Below are 22,363 nucleotides of genomic sequence, written 5' to 3'. Positions count from 1 at the left end.
AAGCGGCCCCAGCTACAGGGCTATCCCATCCAGCACCTGCTGCGCCGCTTCCAGCTCCAGCTCGCTGAACACCTGCACCCCTTCCCGTCGCAACAACGCCGTGGTCACCCCTTCACCCGCCACCTTCACGCCGCTGAAGCTACCGTCGTAGGTCAGCCGATTGCCACAGGACGGACTGCCGGACTTGAGCACCGCCACCCGGATCCCATACCGGCGCACCAGCTCCAGGGCCTGCCGGGCACCGGCGAGAAAGGCCTCGCTGACATCCTCGCCACCGACCGTCAGCACCTGTACCTGCCCCTCCAGCACTTGCGCGCCCTGCCCGCCCAGAATCTCCGCAGGCGGACGCGGCGTCGGCAAGCCGCCCGCCACCTCCGGGCAGAGCGGCACCACGCGCCCCTCGGCCTGCCAGCGTTGCAGCAGGCCCGGATGGCCACTGTCACGCCCGTCGTAGCGCACCGGCTGGCCCAGCAGGCACGCGCTGACCAGGACCTTCGGCAGGTCAGAACGGATCGTTGCCACGGCGGCGGAACCAGCCGGTCAGCGACAGGCGCTCACGCCCGGCCGGCAGGACTTCGTGGGGGATGTCGCCGGAGAGGAACACCACCAGGCACCCGGCCTGCGGCTGCACGTCGTGCACCACCTCGTCGGCGAGGAACATGCGCAACTGGCCACCGTCCTCGGGCTGCCAGTCTTCGTTGAGGTAGAGGATCGCCGAAACGGTGCGTCGGTCGTCATCGCGGAAGCGGTCCAGGTGCCGACGGTAGAACGCACCCGGTGGGTACAGGGCGAAATGGCACTCGAAGTCCTCCAGGCCCAGGTACAGGCCCTGGTTCAGCGCCTGACGCAGATCGTCCATGGCCGCCAGATACTGGTCGCAGGCCTCGGACTGGCCCGCTTCGAGCCACTGGATGCGGTCGCCACGGATCGCTTCGCGGACCTCCTGGCCGGCGCCACGGCCGACGCTGGCCGGGCTCAGTTCGCGTTGACGGCACTCGGCGGCAAGCTGGCGCAGCAGGCCTGGCGGCAGGACGGCGTCCTGCCGGCTCCAGCCACGGGACGCCAGGTCGTCGACGATGGCCCAACGCAGGGGATGTTCGGATGAAGTGTGCATGGCGCGCATGATAGCCACTCGCCCCGAAGCCCTCCAGCGCCACTTGGCCGACGGTCGCCATTGCGTCTCGACAAAGCCCCGCCACGCCAAGGACAATAGCGACCTGCCGACAGGAGTCCTGAATGCGCCGCTTGTTTTCCCTGCTTCTGCTGATGATCTGCACCATGCCTGTCTGGGCAGACACCCTCGACCAGTTGTACAAGGCCGCCGGCTGGCCCGACCAGCGCGCCCATTTCATCGATGCCGTGAACGCCGCCCAGCAGCGCTACCGCAACAGCCTGCCACCTGCGGTCTACCAGGCGCTGGTCAGCAACAGCAACCAACGCTTCCAGCCCCAGGCCATGGACCGTCGCGCCCAGGCGCAACTGCGCGCCAACCTGGCGAATCCCACGCCCGCCCTGGCGTTCTTCCAGTCGCCGCTCGGCCGCAAGGTGGTGGCCGCCGAGCTGCTGGCCACCCGCAAGGACCAACTGGCCAAGCACGCCAAGGGGCTGCCGAAGGTCCAGGCCAGCGACGACCGCCTGCTGATCATCGGTCACCTGGCCCAGGCCCTGCCGGCCCGCGAAGCCGGTGCCGAGGTCAGCCTGGCGATCGCCGGCGTGGCGGCCGACAGTCTCAGCTCGATGATCCCCGGCCTGTTCGGCGCAGGCCAGGCCCAGGGCCTGCTCGATGGCCAGCGTCAGCGCTTGATGCAGCAGATCGGCGAAGACCTGAACAATACCCTGCTGTACGTCTACCGGGATCTGTCCGATACCGAGCTGGAGGCGTTCGCCACCTTTGCCGAATCCACGGAGGGCCAGGCCTACTACAAGGCGGCCCTGGCGGCGGTACGCGCAGGCCTGGCGGTAGGCCAGAGCACCGCCGACCTGCAGTGATCAGCCCAGGCGCTGGTCGATGAAACTGAAGTAGCGCTGGCGGATGCCCGGCAGCTCGTTGGCCAGATGGTGGCGTGCCTCGGGCAGCATGAGGATCTGCGGTTCGGCGAACTTGGCCTTGAGTACCTTGAGGTTGTAGGGCCAGTCCACCGTGGCGTCCGCTTCCCCTTGCACGATCAAAGGCCGGCGCAGGCTATGCGGCGCCGCCTCGATACGCTTGACCCAGGCCACCAGCGCCCCGACCCAGGCGGTCGGCAGGCGCCTGGGCTGCAGCGGGTCGGCCTCGAGGAAGGGCAGGAAGGCCGGGTCGCTGCTGTTGTCGGTGAAACGCCGCTCGATGCCATTGACGAAGTGGCGCAGCACGCAATAGCTGAATTTCGACCAGTACCAGGCCCGTGGCCGCACCAAGGGGGCCAGCAGGATCACCTGGCCATCGACCGGGCTCTGTTCGCCACGGTGCAGGAGATGATCCACCGCGATCGCGCCGCCGGTACTCTGCCCGCACAGGTGCCAGGGGCGTGGCAGGTCGAGGTCGCGTGCCTGTTCGAACAGGGCATCGAGCGTCTGCTGGTAGAGGCCGAAGTCGGCGATGCTGGCACGCTCGCCGCTGGACAGCCCATGGCCTGGCAGGTCGCAGCTGATTACCGCGAAACCTTGCTGCAAGGCCCACTCGATCACATGACGGTACAGGCCCATGTGATCGTAGTAACCGTGCAGCAGGAACAAGGTCGCCACCGGCGCCTCAGGCAACCAGACTTGCCCGACCAGCTCGAACCCCGCGGCCCGGAAGCTGCCCAGCCAGCTCTGTGCCGGCAGGTCCAGGCCGTAGTAGCGCTGGTAGTCGCCGGCCTGGGCCGACAGGGGTTGGCGATGCGCGAGGGGAGACAGGCTGGCGCGCAGCAGATCGGGGTGGAATGAGGCGGGCATCGGTACATCCGGAGCGAGTATTGATCTGCGATATTCAGCTCTGGGCCTCGTCGTGGCAAGCTGGAGCACCTTTGCAACGGGCAAGACAGGCCGGGCCCCAGGCCCTTGCGGACAACTCATGGCTCCACGACCCCTCAAACGACTGCTGACCCTGCTCGCCGTTCTGCTCTGCGCCGCCGCCCTCTGGTGGGCCTACGACAGCTTCCAGTCCCGCTACCTGCGCCCTTTCGACAGCCAGGCCACGCTGTTCGACGGCAGCCAATTGCGCCTGCCCGCCGAGCTGGCCGGCCCAGGCCCGATCCGCGTGGTGCACTTCTGGGACCCAGGCTGCCCGTGCAACGTCGGCAACCAGCAGCACCTGGGCGAGTTGGTCGAACGCTTCGCCGCCCAGGGTGTCACCTTCCACGTGCTGTCCAAGCCCGGCAGCCATGGCCAACCACCGGCCGACCTGGGCGCCTTGCAGCCCCTGACGCAACTGCCCGGCAGCGAGCGCCTGCCCGCCAGCCCCGCCGTGGCCATCTGGGACCACCAGGGTCGCCTGGCCTACTTCGGCCCCTACAGCGAGGGTGCCGTGTGCAATGCCAGCAACAGCTTCGTCGAGCCAATCCTCAAGGCGCTCATCGACGGCCGCCAGGTCAATGCCTCCAACACCCTGGCGGTGGGCTGCTACTGCCCCTGGGCCGGCTGACGCACCCGTGCGGGGTTGCCCACCACGACCGCCCCGGCCGGCACATCGCGAGTGACCACGCTCCCTGCGCCGACCACCGCGTTGTCGCCGATGGTCACACCCGGCAGGATGATCGCCCCGCCACCGATCCAGACGTTGTCGCCGATCGTGACCGGCCGCCCGCTTTCCAACCCTGTGCGGCGTACCTCAGGGTCGAGCGGGTGATCGGCGGTGTAGATCTGTACGGCCGGACCGATCTGGCAGTCGGCACCGATGCGCACGGGCAGCACGTCGAGGATCACGCAGTTGAAGTTCATGAAGGTGTTGGCACCGACACTGATGTTGTAGCCGTAGTCGCAATAGAATGGCGGGCGGATCACCGCCCCTTCGCCAACCTGGGCGAAATGCTCGACCAACAGGCCATGGCGCGCGTCGTTGAGCAGCTCGACGCTGGCGTTGTAACGGTGCATCCAATGCTTGTTGGCGATCTGTTCGGCCTGCAGTTCAGGACAGCCGGCGTGATAGAGCTGGCCGCTGAGCATCTTCTGTTTTTCGCTGAGAGCCATGCAAACTCCTTTCAGGACTAGTCTCAGTTCGCGATTGCGCCGATGATCGGACCACAATTTCTGCCCGAATGCACAAGGAGTTTCAATGAAGCGCAGCCTGACCCTGCTGGCGGTGGTGATCGCCGTGGCCGCCGGCACCGGTTACTGGTACGTGCAGGGCAAGCTGCCACAGCGGGATGGCGAGGTGGCGCTGGCGGGGCTGCAAGCGCCGGTCAGCGTGCGCTACGACGATCGCGGCGTGCCGCATATCCAGGCACGCAACGAACCTGACCTGTACCGCGCCCTGGGCTACGTGCACGCCCAGGATCGCTTGTTCCAGATGGAGATCATGCGCCGCCTGGCCCGGGGCGAGCTGGCCGAGATCCTCGGCAGCACGCTGTTGCCCACCGATACCCTGTTCCGCAGCCTGCGCATCGGTGAGCAGGCCGAACGCATGCTGGCGCGCCAGGACCGGCAATCCCCCGCCTGGCTCGCCCTGCAGGCCTACCTGGAGGGCGTCAACGCCTGGCAGGCCAGCCACCCCAAGCCCGCGGAGTTCGATCTTTTGGGCATCGCCCCGCGCCCTTTCACCGCCGAGGACACCCTGAGCATCGCCGGCTACCTGGCCTACAGCTTCGCCGCGGCCTTTCGCACCGAGCCTGCACTGACCTACATCCGTGACCGCTTGGGCCCTGAATACCTGGAGATCTTCGACCTCGGCTGGCAACCCGACGGCGCCCTCTCCACGCCCCTGGCCGATGCCGACTGGCGCAGCCTCGAGCACCTGGCACGCCTGAGCCACGAAGCCCTGGGCAATGCCGCCCTGCCCCAGTTCGAAGGCAGCAACGCCTGGGCGGTGGCCGGCAGCCGGACCCGCAGCGGCAAGCCCCTGCTGGCTGGCGACCCACACATCAGCTTCGCCGTGCCGGCGGTGTGGTACGAGGCCGAGCTGTCGGCGCCGGGCTTCGAGCTGTATGGCTACTTCCAGGCCCTCAACCCCTTCGCCCTGCTGGGCCACAACCGTGACTTCGGCTGGAGCCTGACCATGTTCCAGAACGACGACGTCGACCTGGTCGCGGAACAGGTCAATCCACAGGACCCCGACCAAGTCAGGGTCGATGGCCAATGGCGAACGCTGGAAAAGACCACGCAACGAATCGCGGTAAAGGGCGAGGCGCCGGTCAGCATCACCCTGCGCCGCTCGCCCCATGGCCCTGTCGTCAACGAGGTGCTCGGCGAGACGGCCGGCCCCACGCCGATCGCCATGTGGTGGGCATTCCTGGAAACCGAGAACCCGATCCTGGACGGCTTCCACCAGCTCAACCGCGCCGACACCCTGGACAAGATGCGCGAGGCCGCGGCGAAGATCCAGGCACCTGGGCTCAACCTGGTCTGGGCCAACGCCCAGGGCGACATCGGCTGGTGGGCCGCGGCGCAACTGCCGATCCGCCCCGATGGGGTCGATCCGGCGTTCATCCTCGACGGCAGCAGCGCCCAGGCCGACAAGCTCGGTTTCTACCCGTTCAGCGTCAATCCGCAGCAGGAGAACCCAGCCAGTGGCTATATCGTCTCGGCCAACTACCAGCCGCCAGCCGTGATCCCGGTGCCGGGCTACTACAACCTGCCCGACCGTGGCCGCCAGCTCGATCGTCACCTGGCCGACCCGCAAGTGAAATGGGACACGCAGAACAGCCAGGCCCTGCAACTGGATACCGCCACCGACTATGGCCCCCGCACCCTGGCACCACTGCTCGGCACCCTGCGCACGGTCGCCGCGAACGACGAGGAGCGCGAGCTGGTCGAGCAACTGGCAGCCTGGCGCGGCGACTATCCACTGGACTCCACCAGCGCCACACTGTTCAACCAGTTCCTCTACGAGCTGGCGTTCGCCGCCCTGCACGATGAGCTGGGCGATACCTGGTTCCCGGTGTTGATCGGCACCCGTGCCATCGATGCCGCCCTGCCGAGGCTGGCCGCCAACCCGGATTCGCCCTGGTGGAACCTGCGGGGCGCCAACGAGCGAAGCGATCGCCAGGCCATCGTGCGCCTGGCCTGGCAACGCAGCCTCGCCCACCTGCGCGACAGCATGGGCAAGGACCCGACCCGTTGGCAGTGGGGCAAGGCGCATACCCTCACCCACAATCACCCGCTGGGGGCGAAGAAGCCACTGCACCTATTGTTCAACGTCGGCACCTTCGCCGCGCCGGGCACCCACGAGGTGCCGAACAACCTGTCGGCGAAGATCGGCCCGGCGCCCTGGCCGGTCAACTATGGCCCCTCGACCCGCCGCCTGATCGACTTCGCCGACGCAGGCCAGGCACTGACCATCAACCCGGTCGGGCAAAGCGGTGTGCCCTTCGACAGGCACTACGACGACCAGGCCGAGGCCTACATCGAAGGGCGTTACCACAAGGCCCGACTGGGGCCGATCCCGGCGCACAGCACCTTGCGGCTGGTGCCGACGGCAGGGGCGGCGTCCGGGCAGTGAAGCCTTACCCTGGGAATCGCCTGACGATGACTGTCATTTCTACCAGTAGCCGTGGCGCAGCGGTACGGCTACTTTTCCTTCTTCCCCTCTCTCGGTAAGGAAGCGTCCATGCGCAAGCAATTCGTAGAAATCGACGGAGCCAGGATGAGCTACGTCGACCAAGGCCAAGGCTTCCCCGTGGTGCTAGGCCACAGCTACCTGTGGTCGGCCGCCATGTGGGCGCCGCAGATCGAACAACTGTCAAAGCACTTCCGGGTCCTGGTGCCTGAACTCTGGGGCCATGGCGACTCGGAGGCGCCACCGGCCACGACCACCGACATGAGCGCGCTCACCCGTCAGCACGTGGCCTTCCTCGATGCGTTGGACATCCAGCGATGCCACCTGGTGGGCCTGTCGGTCGGCGGCATGTGGGGCGCGCCATTGGCCATCGAACATGCCGAGCGGATCGATCGACTGGTGCTGATGGACACCTACCTGGGTGCCGAACCGGAGGAGACCCGGCAGAAGTACTTCGCGCTGCTCGACATGGCCAGCGCGGCGGGTGAGTTCACCGATCAGTTGCTCGACATCATCGTGCCGATCTTCTTCCATGCCGGTGGGCAGACCGTTCCACACATCCGCGAACGCTTCCGTGCCGAGCTCAAGGCCAGTAGCGCCGAAGCCATCCGCAACAGCCTCGATCCGCTGGGCCGGGTGATCTTCGGGCGCCCGGACCTGTTGTCTCGCTTGGGCGAGCTAGCGGCCGAGCGTACCATCGTGCTCTGCGGCGACCAGGACATTCCAAGGCCGGCGCATGAGTCCAACGAGATGGCGCGGCTCATCGATTGCCTGGCGGCGCAAATTCCATGCGCCGGGCATATCTCCTGCCTGGAGAACCCGCAGGTCGTGAGTGATTTCCTGCTGAACTGGTTGCCACGCAATCGCTAGCGGTTGATCCACTGGGGCTGCTTTGCAGCCCCCGGGGAACATCCCCTGTCTCCGGCCCTACGCTCCCAGGCTTGGTACCCTCGCTCAATTCCTTGCATATGCATGTCGAGCGCCTGCACCGACGGGTAACCGCAAATTTCCTTTGTTTGCTCGGGATTTTTCCTGCAAAAGCCGCCTCAAACAGTTTTCGAACTGTGGCCTGCATGGCCCATCCAAGAGCAACCAGGACGATAGCGATGAACAGCCCCAGCACACCGGCTTCGAACGAACAACTCCAGTGGTTGCTGGCCTTGCGCAAGGCCCTTGGGGAGCAGCGCTGAACTGGGGCTGCGTTGCAGCCCTGCTGTTCTGTGCACCGCACAAACGAAAACGCCGACGCAAATGCGTCGGCGTTCTTTGATGGGCAATGCCGTGGCGATCAGAACGCCGGCAGTACCGCACCGCTGTACTTCTTCTCGATGAATGCCTTCACTTGCGGACTGGTCAGCGCCTTGGCCAGCTTCTGGATGGCGTCGCTGTCCTTGTTGTCCGGGCGGGCCACCAGGAAGTTCACGTAAGGCGAGTCGCTGCCTTCGATCACCAGGGCATCCTTGGCCGGGTTCAGGCCGGCTTCGAGTGCGTAGTTGGTGTTGATCATGTCCAGGTCGACCTGGTCCAGCACGCGCGGCAGCATGGCCGATTCCAGCTCGCGGAACTTCAGCTTCTTCGGGTTCTCGGCGATGTCCTTGGGCGTGGCCAGGGCATTCTTCGGATCCTTCAGGGTGATCAGGCCAGCCTTCTGCAGGAGCAGCAGGGCACGGCCACTGTTGCTGCCTTCGTTGGGGATGGCGACGGTGGCGCCTTCCTTCAGCTCGTCCAGGCTCTTGACCTTCTTCGAGTAGCCACCGAAAGGCTCGACGTGCACGCCGATCACGGTTTCCAGGTGGGTGCCCTTGCCCTCGTTGAAGTTCTTCAGGTACGGCAAGGTCTGGAAGTAGTTGGCGTCCAGGCGCTTCTGGTCGACTTGCACGTTGGGCTGGACGTAATCGGTGAAGACCTTCACTTGCAGGTCCACCCCTTCCTTGGCCAGGGTCGGCTTGATCAGCTCGAGGATCTCGGCGTGGGGTACGGGGGTGGCAGCCACCACCAGTTTCTCGGCCGCCTGGGCCAGGCCAGTCAACGACAGGGCGGCAGCCAGGGCGGTGGTCAGCAGGGTTTTCTTCATGGCGATCCTTGTATCAAGCTGGGGCCATCGGGGATGGCGAAGTCGGTTGCTCACCGCTATCTGCAGGAGCGTGAAGCGGACGATACCGGGAATTTTTATTCCGTAACAATATCTTTTGCTTAGCTGCTTATTCCAAAAACAAAAAGCCATTACGGCTTTTGCTTATGACCGACTTCGCGCCGCTCTAGCGCGCGGGTTCCTCCAGGCTGGCCAGGGATGCCAGCAGGATCTGGCGCAGGGTCGCCAGGGTTTCCGGTTCGCGGCTGCGCCCCAGTTGCGCCAGTTGGCCGGCCAGGCTGGCCAAGGGCGTTGTGTCCGGCAGGTCCAGGTGCTCGGGCAGGATCTGCTCGCCGTCGCTCACCAGCAGGGCGAAATGGATGACGTTTTCCAGCTCGCGGGTATTGCCTGGCCAGGCATGGGCTTCCAGGGCCTGCTGGGCCGGCTCGCTGATCAACGGCACCGCGCGGCCCAGGCGCGCACTGTAGATGCCGACGAAGTATTCGGCCAAAGGCAGGATGTCGCCCACCCGCTCGCGCAGGGCCGGCAGTTCCAGTTCGCCTTCGCGCAGGTAGAGGTATAGTCGCTCGTTGAAACGCCCGGCACGCACGGCCTGGGCCAGGTCGATGCTGGTGGCGGCGACCAGCCGTACATCCACCGGCTGCGGACGCTGGGCGCCTACCCGGGTGACTTCACGGTTTTCCAGCGCCGCCAGCAGCTTGCCCTGGATCACCAGTGGCAGGTCGGCGATCTCGTCCAGGTACAGGGTGCCGCCATTGGCCGAGCCGAACCAGCCAGCCCGGCTGCTGGCAGTACCGCCGTGGGTTCCGGCGCTGTAGCCGAACAGTTCGGCGTCGGCATAGGTCGGGCTGATCGCCGCGCAACTCACCGAGACGAACAACCCGCTGCGGTCGCTGGCGCGATGCACCTGGCGGGCCAGCAGCTCCTTGCCGGTGCCGGTCTCGCCGCGGATCAGCACCGGCAATGGCTGCGGCGCCAGGTGCTCGAGGGCCTCGCGCAGTTGCTGCGAGCGCGGATCGATGAACACCAGCGCCTTGGCACGGATGCTCAGGGGGCTTTTATCCAGTTCAGGAAAGGTCAGCAAGGGCTGGCCGAAGGTGTTGTGAAATGTCATGACGAACTCCCGCCCAGGGCCGTTGCCGGCCGGGCGTCAAGGCATTCGATGGATAATCGCCGGATCAGGCGCGACGCAGCGCGCGCTGTTCGATCCGACCCTGCAGGCGATAGAGGTAGGCGAAGCCCTGCTCCCAGCGTTCGTGGCCGGACTTGACGTTGATATGCCCAGCGTTGGCCAGCAGCCCCGCCTCGGCGCCCCAGGCCCGGGCCAGGTAAAGCGCCCGCGGTACGCTCACTGCCGGATCGTTATCGGAACTGACCACCTGGCAGGGGAACGGCAAGGCCTGCAGCGGAATAGGTGCGAAGTTGCGCAGGGCCGGCGCGCAGGTTGGCCGCTCGACATCCGCCGGCGCCACCAGCAAGGCCCCGCGTACACGGCGCAACAAGGCTGGGGAGGCCTGGGCAGCCCAATGGGCAACGGTGACGCAGCCCAGGCTATGGGCGATGAGGATCACTGGCGAGCGTTCGGCGGCAATCGCCTGCTCCAACGCCTGCACCCAGTCGTGCCGCTGCGGTGTCAGCCAGTCCTGCTGCTCGACGCGCGCACTGTTGGGCAACGTACGCTGCCAGTGACTCTGCCAATGGTTGTCTGGCGATCCTTGCCAGCCCGGCACAATCAGGTAACGAATCGACTCATTGCGCATGGGGACGCCTCCTGGAAGTTTGCGTGCTTGGGACCAGTATAGGGAGGCGAATATATTCGTAAAGGAATAATAAGATATTTATTAATAACTTTTTATCTGAAAGCTTGCAGCTAAAAAAGAAGGGCCATCCCCTGCCAAGAGATATGGCCCTGAAGCACTTGCCTGAAGAGGGGTGGGCGGATCAGCGCGCGGTAATCACCGCCAGCTTGGTGATCCCGGCGCGTTCGATGGCCGCCATCGCCCGCGCCACCTCGCCGTAGTTCACGCCGTCATCGGCCTGCAGCTGCACACGCAGCTCGGCGTCCTTGTCCTTGGCGGCCTTGAGGTGGGTTTCCAACAGGTCGGGCTGGATCTCGTCCTTGTTGATGAACAACTTGCCATCGCCGTCGATGCTCACCACCAGCGGGTCCTTCTGCTCCACCGGCGCCACGGCCTCGGTCTTGGGCAGGTTGATGGGGATAGCGTTGGTCAGCAGTGGCGCCGTGACGATGAACACCACCAGCAACACCAGCATGACATCCACCAGCGGCGTGACGTTGATTTCACTGAGGACTTCGTCGCTGTCCTGGGTCGAGAACGCCATGTCAGGAGGCCTCCTTCACCGGCTGGGTGAAACCGGCCTGGGGCTTGTGCGCGGTCGGGTGCACCAGCACGCGGAAGGCGCTCTTCTGGGCCAGGCTGTAGAAGTCGTGGGCGAAGTCGTCGAGGTCGGCAGCGGTCAGCTTGAGGCGCCGGAGGAAGTAGTTGTAGACCAGCACCGCCGGCACCGCGACGGCGATCCCCACGCCCGTGGCCACCAAGGCTGCGCCGATCGGGCCGGCGACGGTCTCCAGGCTGGCCGAGCCTGCCGCGCTGATGCCCTTGAGCGCTTCCATGATGCCCCACACGGTGCCGAACAGGCCGATGAAGGGCGAGGTGCTGCCGATACTGGCAACCACCGCCAGGCCAGTCTCCAGAGAGCGACGCTCGCGAACGATCTGCTGGCGCAGGGCACGCTCGAGGCGGTCCTGGTGATTGATGGCGTGGCTCAGGTCGTTGGCCTGGCCCGGCTCGCCAACGGCGATGGCAGCGTAGCCGGCCTGGGCCACACGGGCGGCAGGGCCTGGCAGTTCATGACTGGTCGGCGCAGCCGAGTCCAGGCTGGAGGCCGCCCAGAACTGCGCATGGAAGCGCCTGTCCTGGTTCTTCAGGCGCACGAACTGCGCCACCTTGACCAGGGCCAACGCCCAAGTGACGACGGAGAAGCCGACCAGCAGCCAGATGACTGCGCTTTCAACGGATTCGAGGGGGGATGCCAACAGGCTCATGATGATGTCTTCCTATGTTCGGCCGAGGGACGCGGGTTAACGAAGCTTGAAATCGATGGGCACGCTGACCCAGCCGGCCTGGGCCACATCGCCCTGCTTGGCCGGCACGAAGCTCCAGCGCTTCACGGCAGCCAGGGCGGCGGCGTCCAGTGCCTGGCGACCACTGCTCTTTTGCACCTGGATTTGCCCGGGCTTGCCGCTGGCCAGTACCTCGACGCGCAGCAGCACGGTGCCCTCCCAACCACGACGCAAGGCCATCTGCGGGTATTCCGGCGCCGGATTCTTCAGGTAGGCGGCGTTGGCCGACGGCGGCGTGACCGGTGCCGGTGCGGGCGGCGCCGGCGGCGCGGGGGCCGCCACGGGCGGGGCAGGAGGTGCCTCGACCGGCTTGGGCTTGGGTTGGGGCTTGGCCACCGGCTTGGGTGCAGGCTTCGGTTTGGGCTTGGCTGCAGGCTTGGCCGCCAGCTCGTCGACCACCGGCGGTGGTGGCGGTTCGACGACCGCCGGGGCCGGTGCGGGCGGTGGTGGTTCGACCACGGGCGGCGCAGGTGCGGCGAACTCGATGGTCATGGGGGGAACCTGCGGCGGCACCACCGGCAGCTGCGTTATCGGCTTCTGGCTGATCCAGTAGGCGGCGGCACCGTGCAGGGCCAGGACCAGCAGCCCCAGCGCCAGCTTGTCGCGACGCTTGAGGCCGCTGACCGGTGTGCGTTGCAGGCGCGCGTGCGACAGTGGCAGACGAAGCGCCCGTCCAAGCTCGACCAGGTCGCCTGGCGCCGGGCGCCACGGCTGGTCGTAGGCCCTGACGGCCGTCTGGACATTACCCATCGATAACACTCCTGGGGTGTTGATTCATGGCTGAATCATCGGTGCCAGAGGCTTATCTCTGAAAGTAATGTTTAAACTTAAAAAATAGAACTTTATTGAATATTAATTTTCATGATTTACCGCTGAGCCGCGTCATTCAAGGGCTGCAGCGGGGCAGCGGAATCGCGATGCAGCGTGGGCATGCGAAATATTCATGCAAGGCATCGATGCCGGCGAGAGGAACTGGTGAGGAGCTGGCTTGCCAGCGAAGGGCTGCAAAGCAGCCCCTAGCCCTCTCAACCTGACGGTCGATCAAATATCCACCACCTTCTGCCAGACCTTCGGCCGGAAGAACAAGGTCTCTCCGCGCGCCAGCCCCGTCAGGCTGTCATGGTCCTTGACCACCTCGGCTTCGATCAGCTCGCTCTGCCCCGGCACCTTGAGGGTGACCCGGGTAGTCGCCCCCAGCGGGCGGATGTCGCGAACCTCGGCGGCATGGTGGCCTTCGGTCTCATGGCGCGACAGCGACACCTCGTGGGGACGGAACAGCACATGATGGTCGTCGCTCAGGCTCAACCGGTTGGAATCGCCCAGGAAGTGATAGACGAAGTCGTTGGCCGGCTTCTCGTACACCTCGCCGGGCGAGCCAATCTGCTCGATCACGCCCTTGTTCATCACCACGATACGGTCGGCCACTTCCATCGCCTCTTCCTGATCGTGGGTCACGAACACCGAGGTCAGGTTGATGTCCTCGTGCAACCGCGCCAGCCAGCGGCGCAGCTCCTTGCGCACCTTGGCGTCAAGAGCCCCGAACGGCTCGTCGAGCAGCAGTACCTTGGGCTCCACCGCCAGGGCGCGGGCCAGGGCGATGCGCTGGCGCTGGCCACCGGAAAGCTGCTCGGGGTAGCGGTCGGCGAGCCAGTCGAGCTGGACCATGTTCAGCAGCTCATGCACCTTCTCGGCGATCTTGCGCTCGCTCGGGCGCTCACCCTTGGGCTTCATGCGCAGGCCGAAGGCGACGTTGTCGAACACGCTCATGTGGCGGAACAAGGCGTAGTGCTGGAACACGAAACCGACGTTGCGGTCACGCACGTCATGGCCGGAGACATCCTCGCCATGGAACACGATGTTGCCCTGGTCCGGGGTCTCGAGGCCGGCGATGATGCGCAGCAGGGTGGTCTTGCCGCAACCGGAGGGGCCAAGCAGGGCCACCAGCTCGCCACTGTTGATGTCCAGGTTGATGTTGTCCAGGGCCTGGAAAGTATTGAAGCGCTTGCTGACGTTACGAACTTCGATCGACATGAATTATTCCTCCGCTGCGCCGTGGCGCAGGCGGTCAATACGGGATTCGCTCCACTGCTTGAGCAGCAGGATGAACAGCGCCAGGATCAGCAGCAGGCTGGCCACGCTGAAGGCCGCGACGTGGTTGTACTCGTTGTAGAGAATCTCGACGTGCAGCGGCAAGGTGTTGGTGACGCCACGGATATGCCCGGATACCACCGACACCGCGCCGAACTCGCCCATGGCCCGAGCGGTACACAGCACCACGCCGTAGATCAGGCCCCACTTGATGTTCGGCAAGGTCACGTGCCAGAACATCTGCCAGCCGTTGGCGCCGAGCAGGCGTGCGGCTTCTTCTTCCTGGGTGCCCTGCTCCTGCATCAGCGGGATCAGCTCGCGGGCGACGAAGGGCACGGTGACGAAGATGGTCGCCAGGACGATGCCCGGCAGGGCGAAGACGATCTGGATGTCGTGGTCCTGCAGCCATGGCCCGAGCAGGCCCTGGGCGCCGAACATCAGCACGTAGACCAGGCCGGCGATCACCGGCGAGACCGAGAACGGCAGGTCGATCAGGGTGACCAGCACGCTCTTGCCGCGAAAGTCGTACTTGCTCACGCACCAGGCGGCGCAGACACCGAACACCAGGTTCAACGGCACCGAGATGACCACCGCGAGCAAGGTGAGCCTGAGCGCCGCCAGGGCGTCGGGTTCGAAGATCGCCTCGAAGAAGGTGCCAAAGCCGTTCTTCAAAGCCTGGGACACCACGATGAACAGCGGCAACAGCAAGAACAGCGCGAACACCAGCCAGGCCAGGCCGACCAGTACGCGCCGCGAAGTGGCGCTGCTACGGCGGGCGGCATTGGCCGCGGCGGCGGCGCCAAGGAATGACGAAGACATTACCGGGCCTCCTTCAAGGGGTTTCGATGCGCCGCTGCAGCAGGTTGATCAGCAGCAGCAGGATGAAGGAAACCACCAGCATCAGCACGCCGATGGCGGTGGCGCCGGTGTAGTCGTACTGGTCCAGCTTGACCATGATCAGCAGCGGCAGGATCTCGGTCTTCATCGGCATGTTGCCGGCGATGAAGATCACCGAGCCGTATTCGCCGACACCCCGGGCGAAGGCCAGGGCGAAGCCGGTCAGCCAGGCCGGCAGCAGCGCCGGTGCCAGCACGTGGCGGAACACCTGCAATGGCCTGGCCCCCAGGCAGGCGGCGGCCTCCTCGACCTCGCGGGGGATGTCGGCGAGTACCGGCTGCACCGTGCGCACCACGAACGGCAGGGTAACGAAGGTCAGCGCCAGGGTGATGCCCAGCGGCGTGTAGGCGATCTTGAAGCCAAGGTCGGTGGCGAACTGGCCGACCCAGCCGGCGGGCGCGTACAAGGCAGTCAGGGCGATGCCGGCGACGGCGGTGGGCAGGGCGAACGGCAGGTCGATCATCGCGTCGATGATCTTGCGCCCGGGGAAGTCATAGCGCACCAGCACCCAGGCCAGCAGGGTGCCGATCACGCCATTGATGAGGGCGGCGGCCAGGGCGGTGCCGAAGCTCAGCTTGAGCGCGGCGAGCACCCGTGGTGCGCTGACGATGCTCCAGAACTGCTCCCAGGTGAGCTGCGCGGCATGCACGAACATGGCGGCCAGTGGTATCAGCACGATCAGGCTGAGATACACCAAGGTGTAGCCCAGTGTCAGCCCGAAGCCGGGTATGACGGGGGAAATACGACGTGACATAAAGGTCCCTGGTTGAACGCACGAAGCCCGGGACGCGTCCCGGGCCCATGCAGGCTACTGAAGGGTGAAGCTCGTGTCGGGCAACAATATCACTGTGCCTGGTAGATCTGGTCGAACACGCCACCGTCATTGAAGAATTTCGGTTGTGCAGTCTTCCAGCCACCGAAGTCCTTGTCGATGGTCACCAGTTCGAGTTTCGGGAACTGCTTGGCATATTCGGCGGCGACCTTCTCGTCACGCGGACGGTAGAAGTTCTCTGCCGCGATCTTCTGCCCGGCGGGGCTGTACAGGTGCTTGAGGTACTCGGTGGCGATCTCGGTGTTGCCTTTTCTCTCGGCGTTCTTGTCGACCACGGCCACCGGCGGTTCGGCGAGGATCGACAGGGACGGCACGACGATCTCGAACTTGTCGTTGCCACCGTCTTCCTTCAGTGCCAGGAAGGCCTCGTTCTCCCAGGCCAGCAGGACATCGCCCTGGCCGTTGTTGACGAAGGTGATGGTCGAACCACGGGCGCCGGTGTCCAGTACCGGCACGTGCTTGAACAGTTCCTGGACGTATTCCTTGGCTTTTTCTTCGCTGCCGCCGGTCTTCAGGCCGTAGGCCCAGGCGGCGAGGAAGTTCCAGCGGGCGCCGCCGGAGGTCTTGGGATTGGGGGTGATGACCGAGACGTCCGGCTTGACCAGGTCGCCCCAGTCCTTGATGCCCTTGGGGTTGCCCTTGCGCACCAGGAACACGATGGTCGAGGTGTAGGGCGTGCTGGCGTCCGGCAGGCGTTTCTGCCAGTCCTCCGGCAGGGTCTTGCCGAGCTTGGCGATCTCGTCGATGTCACCGGCCAGGGCCAGGGTCACCACGTCGGCACGCAGGCCGTCGATCACGGCACGGCCCTGCTTGCCGGAGCCGCCATGGGATTGCTGGATCTTCACCTTGTCACTCGGGTGGGACTGCTGCCAGTGCTTGATGAATTCGGCGTTGTACTGCTGGTACAGCTCGCGGGTCGGGTCGTAGGACACGTTCAGCAGTTCGTAGTCCTTGGCGATCGCGGAACCGGCAAAAACGGCACTGGCCAGGGCGGCCAGGGCATAACGGCGGATGGACATGGTGAAGCTCCCGATTGGCATTTTTTCTAGTTGGAAGTGATGCAGTGTCAGCCGGACTTGTTGCCCGGCTGTTGCAGGCGGAACTTCTCCTTGCGCTCGATCTGCACCACCTGGGCGTTATGCACGGTGATCTCCACCGCGCCGAAACGCAGATCCCGCAGTGCGCTCTGGATCTCACGCAGAATGGTGGCTTCGTCCTGGCCGTCGATGCTACGCACAGATGCACTCATGCTCGTTCTCCTGTGAATGAGGGCGCCGGGCAGAGGAAGGGGTTTGCGCCTGGCTTGAGGGCAATCTTAGAGAGCGGTATTTATTCTGAAAAATACTGTTTAAGAATTTTTATATAACCAACCGTCATTGGATGTGAGAGGCCTGGGCTGTTTTGCAGCCCTGGCCGGTCTTCAGCCTTGCGTCTCTGGCTCGCGGATCTTGTACCAGGCCACGTACAACGCCGGCAGGAACAGCAGCGTCAGCAGCGTTGCACTGATGATGCCGCCGATCATGGCGTAGGCCATCGGCCCCCAGAACACCTCCCGGGCGATCGGGATCATGCCCAGGCTGGCCGCCGCTGCCGTGAGCAGGATCGGCCGACGCCGGTGGTTGGTCGCCTCCATCACCGCATCCCAGGGGGCGTACCCCTGCGCCTCGAACTCGTCGATCTGGGTCACCAGGATCACCGAGTTGCGGATGATGATGCCAATCAGCGCGAGGATCCCGAGGATCGCCACGAAGCCCATCGGCGTCCCCGTGGGCACCAGCGCCAGGACCACGCCGATCAGCCCCAGCGGCGCCACGCTGACCACCAGGAACAGCTTCTGAACGCTGTGCAGCTGGATCATCAGGAAGGTCGCCATGAGGAATAGCATCAGCGGGATGACCTTGGCGATCGGCCCCTGGGCCTTGCTGCTCTCCTCCACCGTACCACCGGTGGCCACCTCGTAGCCGACCGGCAACTGGCTGGCGAACGCGTCGATGCTGGGCTTGAGCTGGGCCACCAGGTCGGTGGGCTGGATGTCGCCGTTGACCGAAGCCTTGATGGTGATGGTCGGCTTGCGGTCGCGCCGCCAGACCAATGGTTGCTCCTGTTCGTAGCGCACGGTGGCGAAGGCCAGCAGCGGGATGGACGTGCCGTTGGGGCTGACGATCTGCAGGTTCTGCAGGGTGTCGGGCGAGCCACGCTCGCTGTCCTCGGCGCGTGCGATCACGTCGACCAGGTAGATAGTGTCGTTGACCTGGGTGATCGGCACGCCGCTGACGATGCTGTTCATCACGTTGGCCACATCCTCGGACGACAGCCCCAACTGGCGCGCCTTGTCCTGGGCGATCTCCACCCGCAGCACCTTGCCCGGCTCGTTCCAGTCGTAGATCATCTCGCCGATATGCGGGTTGCCATCGAGCAGCGTGGCCAACTCGATGGCATGACGGCGCACCTGGTCGATGTCCTTGCCGCTGACCCGGTACTGGATCGGCCGGCCCACCGGCGGGCCCATTTCCAGCGACTGGACGTTGGTGCCGATGCCGACGAAGTCCTTGCGCAGGCGCTCCTGCAGGCGCGCCATGAGCGCGCCACGGGACTCCAGTCCCTTGCTGACGATCACCAACTGGGCGTAGTAGGGGTTCTGCAACTGCTGGTCCAGCGGCAGGTAGAAACGAATCGCGCCCTGGCCGATATAGGTGCTCCAGCGCTCGATGTCCGGGTCGCCCTTCAGGGTCGCCTCCAGGCGATCGACCACCTTGCGGGTTTCCTCGATCGAGGCATTCTGCGGCAGGTTGAGGTCCACCAGGATCTCCGGCCGGTCCGAGGACGGGAAGAACTGGTTCTGCACGAAACGCATGCTGACCACCGACAGGGCGAACAGCACGATGGTGCCGATCACCGTCAGCCAGCGATGGCGCATGCACCACAGCAGGCCATGCTCGAACGCCTTGCCGACCCGCCCCGCCTCCGCCGCGTGGGGTTTGACCTGGGTGCTGAGGATATGCACGCCCAGCACCGGGGCGAAGAACACCGCCACCACCCAGGACACCAGCAATGCCACGGCGATCACCGCGAACAGGGTGAAGGTGTACTCGCCCGCTGAGCTGGCATTGAGCCCGATCGGCACGAAGCCGGCCACGGTCACCAGCGTGCCGGTGAGCATGGGAAAGGCGGTGGAGGTGTAGGCGAAGGTCGCCGCCTGCTCCTTGCTCTCACCCATCTCCAGGCGGGTGACCATCACCTCCACGGTGATCATCGCATCGTCCACCAACAGGCCCAGGGCGATGATCAGCGCGCCCAGGGAAATCCGCTGCATGGTGATGCCGCTGTACTCCATGAACACGAAGACCATGGCCAGCACCAGCGGGATCGAGCAGGCCACCACCAGGCCGGCACGAATGCCGAGGCTGACGAAGCTCACCACCAGGACGATCACCACCGCCTCGAACAGCGCACTGGTGAAGCCGCCGACTGCCTGCTTGACCACCACCGCCTGGTCGGACACCGTGTGCACGCCAATCCCTACCGGCAGCTCGCCGATGACGCTGTCCATCTTCGTCTTGAGCAACTGGCCGAACACCTCGATGTTGCCGCCGGCCTTCATGCCGATGGCCAGGCCGATCGCGGTCTGGCCGTTGTAGCGGAACATCGGTGACGGTGGATCGGCATAGCCTCGCTCGATGTCGGCGATGTCGGCCAGGCGGAAGAAACGGTCGTTGATACGCAGGTTGACGCCTTCCAGGTCTTTCTCCGAGGCGAACTGGCCGGTGGTGCGCACGGAGATGCGTTCGGGCCCGGCCTCGATCACCCCCGCCGGGGTCACCGCGTTCTGCGCTTGCAGCGCCTGCATGACCTGGCGCTGGTCGATCCCCAGGGCCGCCAGCTTGCGGGTCGAGAAGTTCAGGTAGAGCACTTCGTCCTGGGTGCCGATCAGCTCGATCTTGCCGATGTTGGGGACATCGCGGACCTCGGCACGCACCTGCTCCACATAGTCGCGCAGTTGGCGCAGGGTCAGGCCGTCGGCGGTGAAAGCGTAGATCGAGCCGAACACGTCGCCGAACTCGTCGTTGAAGCCCGGCCCCTGGATGCCCTGGGGAAACGCGCCACGGATGTCCTGGATCTTCTTGCGCACCTGGTACCAGATGTCCGGAATGTCCTCGGCCTTGGTGGTGTCGCGCAGGTAGACGTAGACGGTGGACTCGCCCGGGCGGGTGTAGCTCTTGACGTAGTCGAGCGAATCCAGCTCCTCGAGCTTTTTCTCGATGCGGTCGGTGACTTGGTAGAGCGTCTCGTCCTGGGTCGCACCGGGCCAGCGGGTCTGGATCACCATGGTCTTGATGGTGAACGAAGGGTCTTCCTCGCGGCCCAGGTTGAAGTAGGAGAACACACCCATCAGCAGGCCAACGAACATCAGGTACCAGACGAAGGACTGGTGCCTGAGGGCCCATTCGGACAGGTTGAAGCTTCCTTTCATCGCGCGTCCTCGTCGAAGGTGACCTTCTGGCCAGACTTGAGGCTGTTGACGCCGGCGGTGACCACCCGCTCGCCCGGCTGCACGCCGGAGGCCAGGACGATACGCTTGGCGCTGCGCTCGATCAGGGTGACGTCACGGGTGGCCACGGTCTTTTGCTGCGGGTCGACCACCCACACCTGGGTCTTGCCGTCGCGCTCGAGCAGCGCGGTGCTCGGCAGTTCGCTGCGAGGGGAAACCGCCGAGGTCAGGGTGACGCTGATCGCAGTGCCCAGGTGAAAGGCATCGGGGGTACTGGCCAGGGTCAGGCGGGCGCGCCGGGTACGGGTGGTGGCGTCGGCCTGGGGCTCCAGCTCGCGCAAGGTCGCGGTGGTGTGGATGCTGGGCTCGAGCTGCAAGGCGACGGTGAAGGTCAGGTCCTTGCGCAACTGTTCGGCCAGGTGGATCGGCAGGTCGATCACGGCCTCCTTGACGTCCGGCCGCGCCAGGGTGACCACCGCCTGGCCGGCGCTGACCGTCTGCCCGGCCTCGGCCTGCCAGGCCGTCACCACCGCCGCGTGGTCGGAGCGCAGGGTGCTGTAGTCGAGCTGGTCGCGGGCCTGGCTGACTGCCGAGCGCGCCTGCTCCAGGGAGGCACCGGTGGTCTTCAGGTCTGTCTGGGCGATGTCCAGCTGGGCCTGGGCGCCGACGCCACGGTCGTACAACTGCTGCTGGCGGCGTGCGTTGGCCTGGGCATTGATCCACTGCGCCTGGACCCTGGCCAGGTCGCCCTCGGCGGCGCGCAACTGGTTCTGCTGGTCGGTCGGGTCGAGGGTGGCCAGGGTGTCGCCTGGCTTCACCTGGGTGCCCACGTCCACCCAGCGCCGGGCGATGCGCCCGGACACGCGAAAACCCAGGGTGCTTTCGTAGCGCGCCTGGATGCTGCCGGCGAAGCGCCCCAATTGCGCCTGTACCTGGGGTTCGACGAGCGTGGACAGCACCGGGCGCACCGGTTCGGTGTTTTGCTCATCGCTGCTGCACGCGGCCAGCAGCAAGGCAGCGCAGAACATCGGCAGCAGGCGCTTCATGGATCGCCCCCTTCATCCTGGGTGTCGACCTTTTCCACCTGCATGCCCGGATGCAACAACTGGCCGCCACGGACCACCACGGTCTCGCCACTCTTGAGGCCACCTGCGATCACCACCTTGCCGGTCAGGTAGCGCGACACCTGGACCTTGCGCAGCTCCACCTTGTCGCCCTCGCCCACCACCCATACCGCAGGCTCGTGCAGCGCCTTGGTCAGGGCCGACCAAGGCAGCTCGACGCTCGGCCGCCCCTGGGAACTGGCCGTGGCGGTCACCGGCGAGCCCAGGCGCATGCCCGGCGGCACGTTGCGCAGGCCCACCTTGACCTGCACCGTACCGCTCTGGGCGGAAACGGTCGGGGTGATCTCGCGGACATGCCCCTCGGCACGGACACGCGGATCGTCCAGCAGGCTGACGATCACGCCCTCATCGCTCGCCGGCGCCACCAGCAGGGACTCGTAGACGTTGAACACCGCGTCGCGATCGCCGTCGCGGGCCAGGCTGAAGATCGGCATGGTCGCCTGCACCACCTGGCCGACCTCGGCCTGGCGCGCGGTGATCACGCCGTCCGCCTCGGAAACCAACGCGGTATAGCCCAGTTGCTCCTGAGCGTTGGCCAACTGCGCCTGGGCGGCCTTCAGAGCGCTCTGGCTGCTGCGCAGGGCGGCTTCGGCGGCGTCGTATTCACTCTGGCTGGTATAGCCCTTGGGCAGCAGTTTCTGCTGGCGCACGAAGGCGGCGCTGGCCTGGGTGACCCGCGCCTGCTCGGCGAACACCTCGGCCTTGGCCGAGTCGACGTTGTTCTGCAGGTCCTTCGGGTCCAGGCGCGCCAGCACCTGGTTGGCCTTGACGTGGTCGCCCACATCGACACTGCGGGAAATGATCTTGCCGCCCACGCGAAACGACAGGTCGGTCTGGACCCGCGCCTGGACATCGCCGGTCAAGGTCACCCGGGCTGCGAAATCGGTGGGCTCGACCCGCAGGACACCGACCCTGGGCAGCGCTGGCGTGCTCTCTTCCCTGCTACAGCCCGACAGCATGTACGGCAGCACCAGGCAAACGACCAACAGCAGACGCGTCAACGTCATGCAGGCTCCTTGTTTG

22 protein-coding genes are annotated in these 22,363 nt (G+C 65.5%); 4 read left to right on the top strand and 18 right to left on the bottom strand.

Annotated elements, in window-relative coordinates; translation table 11 throughout:
* Nucleotides 1-12: 12 nt before the first annotated feature.
* Entirely contained in the window at nt 13-513 is a 501-nt protein-coding gene (locus tag WCE05_RS02335; RefSeq protein WP_253079871.1) for a DUF523 domain-containing protein, read from the bottom strand.
* A complete protein-coding gene (locus WCE05_RS02330; RefSeq protein WP_225787612.1) occupies nt 503-1,123 on the bottom strand; it encodes a 2OG-Fe(II) oxygenase in 621 nt (206 codons plus the stop codon). The genes WCE05_RS02335 and WCE05_RS02330 overlap by 11 nt, the downstream gene beginning before the upstream one ends.
* Nucleotides 1,124-1,236: 113 nt before the next feature.
* Here WCE05_RS02330 and WCE05_RS02325 point away from each other — a divergent pair, with 113 nt between their 5' ends.
* A complete protein-coding gene (locus WCE05_RS02325) occupies nt 1,237-1,989 on the top strand; it encodes a DUF2059 domain-containing protein (RefSeq protein ID WP_225787613.1) in 753 nt (250 codons plus the stop codon).
* On the opposite strand, the gene WCE05_RS02320 is transcribed toward WCE05_RS02325, so the two are convergent.
* Complete coding sequence (locus WCE05_RS02320) at nt 1,990-2,916, bottom strand: alpha/beta hydrolase (protein ID WP_225787614.1); 927 nt, start codon at nt 2,914-2,916, stop codon at nt 1,990-1,992. It lies immediately after the preceding gene.
* Between the two features lie 118 nt (nt 2,917-3,034).
* Between WCE05_RS02320 and WCE05_RS02315 the strand changes: the two genes are divergently transcribed.
* Nucleotides 3,035-3,604, top strand: coding sequence for a DUF6436 domain-containing protein (locus WCE05_RS02315; RefSeq protein ID WP_225787615.1), 570 nt, complete (start codon nt 3,035-3,037; stop codon nt 3,602-3,604).
* Here WCE05_RS02315 and WCE05_RS02310 read toward each other — a convergent pair.
* Nucleotides 3,583-4,149 carry a sugar O-acetyltransferase gene (locus tag WCE05_RS02310; protein ID WP_368815384.1) on the bottom strand — a complete coding sequence of 189 codons (567 nt, stop codon included), beginning with the start codon at nt 4,147-4,149 and terminating at the stop codon, nt 3,583-3,585. The two genes, WCE05_RS02315 and WCE05_RS02310, sit on opposite strands and share 22 nt — an antisense overlap.
* An 85-nt stretch (nt 4,150-4,234) precedes the next feature.
* On the opposite strand from WCE05_RS02310, the gene WCE05_RS02305 reads away from it, so the two are divergent.
* On the top strand, nt 4,235-6,616 hold the full coding sequence (locus WCE05_RS02305) for a penicillin acylase family protein (protein WP_368815383.1): 2,382 nt from the start codon (nt 4,235-4,237) through the stop codon (nt 6,614-6,616).
* A 108-nt stretch (nt 6,617-6,724) separates the two neighbouring features.
* Nucleotides 6,725-7,543, top strand: coding sequence for an alpha/beta fold hydrolase (locus WCE05_RS02300; RefSeq protein ID WP_225787618.1), 819 nt, complete (start codon nt 6,725-6,727; stop codon nt 7,541-7,543).
* Between the two features lie 418 nt (nt 7,544-7,961).
* Here WCE05_RS02300 and WCE05_RS02295 read toward each other — a convergent pair whose 3' ends face one another.
* From WCE05_RS02295 to WCE05_RS02230, 14 genes are all read right to left on the bottom strand, one after another.
* Nucleotides 7,962-8,747, bottom strand: a complete 786-nt coding sequence (locus WCE05_RS02295; RefSeq protein ID WP_225787619.1) for a MetQ/NlpA family ABC transporter substrate-binding protein — start codon at nt 8,745-8,747, stop codon at nt 7,962-7,964.
* A 184-nt stretch (nt 8,748-8,931) separates the two neighbouring features.
* Nucleotides 8,932-9,879, bottom strand: a complete 948-nt coding sequence (locus WCE05_RS02290; RefSeq protein ID WP_253079839.1) for a sigma 54-interacting transcriptional regulator — start codon at nt 9,877-9,879, stop codon at nt 8,932-8,934.
* Between the two features lie 64 nt (nt 9,880-9,943).
* Nucleotides 9,944-10,525: an alpha/beta hydrolase gene (locus tag WCE05_RS02285; protein ID WP_225787621.1), complete on the bottom strand. Its 582-nt coding sequence runs from the start codon at nt 10,523-10,525 to the stop codon at nt 9,944-9,946.
* Nucleotides 10,526-10,706: 181 nt separating this feature from the next.
* Nucleotides 10,707-11,108, bottom strand: coding sequence for a biopolymer transporter ExbD (locus tag WCE05_RS02280; RefSeq protein ID WP_253090970.1), 402 nt, complete (start codon nt 11,106-11,108; stop codon nt 10,707-10,709).
* A 1-nt stretch (nt 11,109) separates the two neighbouring features.
* On the bottom strand, nt 11,110-11,832 hold the full coding sequence (locus tag WCE05_RS02275; protein ID WP_225787623.1) for a MotA/TolQ/ExbB proton channel family protein: 723 nt from the start codon (nt 11,830-11,832) through the stop codon (nt 11,110-11,112).
* A gap of 36 nt (nt 11,833-11,868) precedes the next feature.
* Nucleotides 11,869-12,660: an energy transducer TonB gene (locus WCE05_RS02270; protein ID WP_368815382.1), complete on the bottom strand. Its 792-nt coding sequence runs from the start codon at nt 12,658-12,660 to the stop codon at nt 11,869-11,871.
* A 291-nt stretch (nt 12,661-12,951) separates the two neighbouring features.
* Nucleotides 12,952-13,941: a sulfate/molybdate ABC transporter ATP-binding protein gene (locus WCE05_RS02265; RefSeq protein ID WP_368815381.1), complete on the bottom strand. Its 990-nt coding sequence runs from the start codon at nt 13,939-13,941 to the stop codon at nt 12,952-12,954.
* Nucleotides 13,942-13,944: 3 nt separating this feature from the next.
* On the bottom strand, nt 13,945-14,817 hold the full coding sequence (cysW, locus tag WCE05_RS02260) for a sulfate ABC transporter permease subunit CysW (protein WP_368815380.1): 873 nt from the start codon (nt 14,815-14,817) through the stop codon (nt 13,945-13,947).
* A 13-nt stretch (nt 14,818-14,830) separates the two neighbouring features.
* Entirely contained in the window at nt 14,831-15,649 is an 819-nt protein-coding gene (cysT, locus tag WCE05_RS02255; protein ID WP_225787627.1) for a sulfate ABC transporter permease subunit CysT, read from the bottom strand.
* An 89-nt stretch (nt 15,650-15,738) separates the two neighbouring features.
* Nucleotides 15,739-16,746: a sulfate ABC transporter substrate-binding protein gene (locus tag WCE05_RS02250; RefSeq protein ID WP_368815379.1), complete on the bottom strand. Its 1,008-nt coding sequence runs from the start codon at nt 16,744-16,746 to the stop codon at nt 15,739-15,741.
* A gap of 47 nt (nt 16,747-16,793) precedes the next feature.
* The gene (oscA, locus tag WCE05_RS02245) at nt 16,794-16,976 is read right to left on the bottom strand and encodes a sulfur starvation response protein OscA (RefSeq protein WP_070092048.1); all 183 of its coding nucleotides are present in this window, start codon (nt 16,974-16,976) and stop codon (nt 16,794-16,796) included.
* A 171-nt stretch (nt 16,977-17,147) separates the two neighbouring features.
* Entirely contained in the window at nt 17,148-20,198 is a 3,051-nt protein-coding gene (locus WCE05_RS02240; protein ID WP_368815378.1) for an efflux RND transporter permease subunit, read from the bottom strand.
* Complete coding sequence (locus WCE05_RS02235) at nt 20,195-21,262, bottom strand: efflux RND transporter periplasmic adaptor subunit (RefSeq protein WP_368815377.1); 1,068 nt, start codon at nt 21,260-21,262, stop codon at nt 20,195-20,197. Before WCE05_RS02235 ends, WCE05_RS02240 begins: the two co-directional genes overlap by 4 nt.
* Complete coding sequence (locus WCE05_RS02230) at nt 21,259-22,347, bottom strand: efflux RND transporter periplasmic adaptor subunit (protein ID WP_368815376.1); 1,089 nt, start codon at nt 22,345-22,347, stop codon at nt 21,259-21,261. Before WCE05_RS02230 ends, WCE05_RS02235 begins: the two co-directional genes overlap by 4 nt.
* Nucleotides 22,348-22,363 lie beyond the last annotated feature (16 nt).

Source organism: Pseudomonas sp. I2 (genome assembly GCF_040984075.1).
GTDB lineage: Bacteria > Pseudomonadota > Gammaproteobacteria > Pseudomonadales > Pseudomonadaceae > Aquipseudomonas > Aquipseudomonas guariconensis_B.
This window is presented reverse-complemented; position numbering and strand designations above follow the sequence as displayed.

Coding starts and splice junctions, on each gene's coding strand:
- cysT (WP_225787627.1), bottom strand. CDS start 15,649: ATGTCACGTCGTATTTCCCCCGTCATACCCGGCTTCGGGCTGACACTG.
- WCE05_RS02305 (WP_368815383.1), top strand. CDS start 4,235: ATGAAGCGCAGCCTGACCCTGCTGGCGGTGGTGATCGCCGTGGCCGCC.
- WCE05_RS02330 (WP_225787612.1), bottom strand. CDS start 1,123: ATGCGCGCCATGCACACTTCATCCGAACATCCCCTGCGTTGGGCCATC.
- oscA (WP_070092048.1), bottom strand. CDS start 16,976: ATGAGTGCATCTGTGCGTAGCATCGACGGCCAGGACGAAGCCACCATT.
- WCE05_RS02290 (WP_253079839.1), bottom strand. CDS start 9,879: ATGACATTTCACAACACCTTCGGCCAGCCCTTGCTGACCTTTCCTGAA.
- WCE05_RS02240 (WP_368815378.1), bottom strand. CDS start 20,198: ATGAAAGGAAGCTTCAACCTGTCCGAATGGGCCCTCAGGCACCAGTCC.
- WCE05_RS02275 (WP_225787623.1), bottom strand. CDS start 11,832: ATGAGCCTGTTGGCATCCCCCCTCGAATCCGTTGAAAGCGCAGTCATC.
- WCE05_RS02325 (WP_225787613.1), top strand. CDS start 1,237: ATGCGCCGCTTGTTTTCCCTGCTTCTGCTGATGATCTGCACCATGCCT.
- WCE05_RS02265 (WP_368815381.1), bottom strand. CDS start 13,941: ATGTCGATCGAAGTTCGTAACGTCAGCAAGCGCTTCAATACTTTCCAG.
- cysW (WP_368815380.1), bottom strand. CDS start 14,817: ATGTCTTCGTCATTCCTTGGCGCCGCCGCCGCGGCCAATGCCGCCCGC.
- WCE05_RS02285 (WP_225787621.1), bottom strand. CDS start 10,525: ATGCGCAATGAGTCGATTCGTTACCTGATTGTGCCGGGCTGGCAAGGA.
- WCE05_RS02315 (WP_225787615.1), top strand. CDS start 3,035: ATGGCTCCACGACCCCTCAAACGACTGCTGACCCTGCTCGCCGTTCTG.
- WCE05_RS02250 (WP_368815379.1), bottom strand. CDS start 16,746: ATGTCCATCCGCCGTTATGCCCTGGCCGCCCTGGCCAGTGCCGTTTTT.
- WCE05_RS02230 (WP_368815376.1), bottom strand. CDS start 22,347: ATGACGTTGACGCGTCTGCTGTTGGTCGTTTGCCTGGTGCTGCCGTAC.
- WCE05_RS02270 (WP_368815382.1), bottom strand. CDS start 12,660: ATGGGTAATGTCCAGACGGCCGTCAGGGCCTACGACCAGCCGTGGCGC.
- WCE05_RS02320 (WP_225787614.1), bottom strand. CDS start 2,916: ATGCCCGCCTCATTCCACCCCGATCTGCTGCGCGCCAGCCTGTCTCCC.
- WCE05_RS02310 (WP_368815384.1), bottom strand. CDS start 4,149: ATGGCTCTCAGCGAAAAACAGAAGATGCTCAGCGGCCAGCTCTATCAC.
- WCE05_RS02235 (WP_368815377.1), bottom strand. CDS start 21,262: ATGAAGCGCCTGCTGCCGATGTTCTGCGCTGCCTTGCTGCTGGCCGCG.
- WCE05_RS02300 (WP_225787618.1), top strand. CDS start 6,725: ATGCGCAAGCAATTCGTAGAAATCGACGGAGCCAGGATGAGCTACGTC.
- WCE05_RS02295 (WP_225787619.1), bottom strand. CDS start 8,747: ATGAAGAAAACCCTGCTGACCACCGCCCTGGCTGCCGCCCTGTCGTTG.
- WCE05_RS02280 (WP_253090970.1), bottom strand. CDS start 11,108: ATGGCGTTCTCGACCCAGGACAGCGACGAAGTCCTCAGTGAAATCAAC.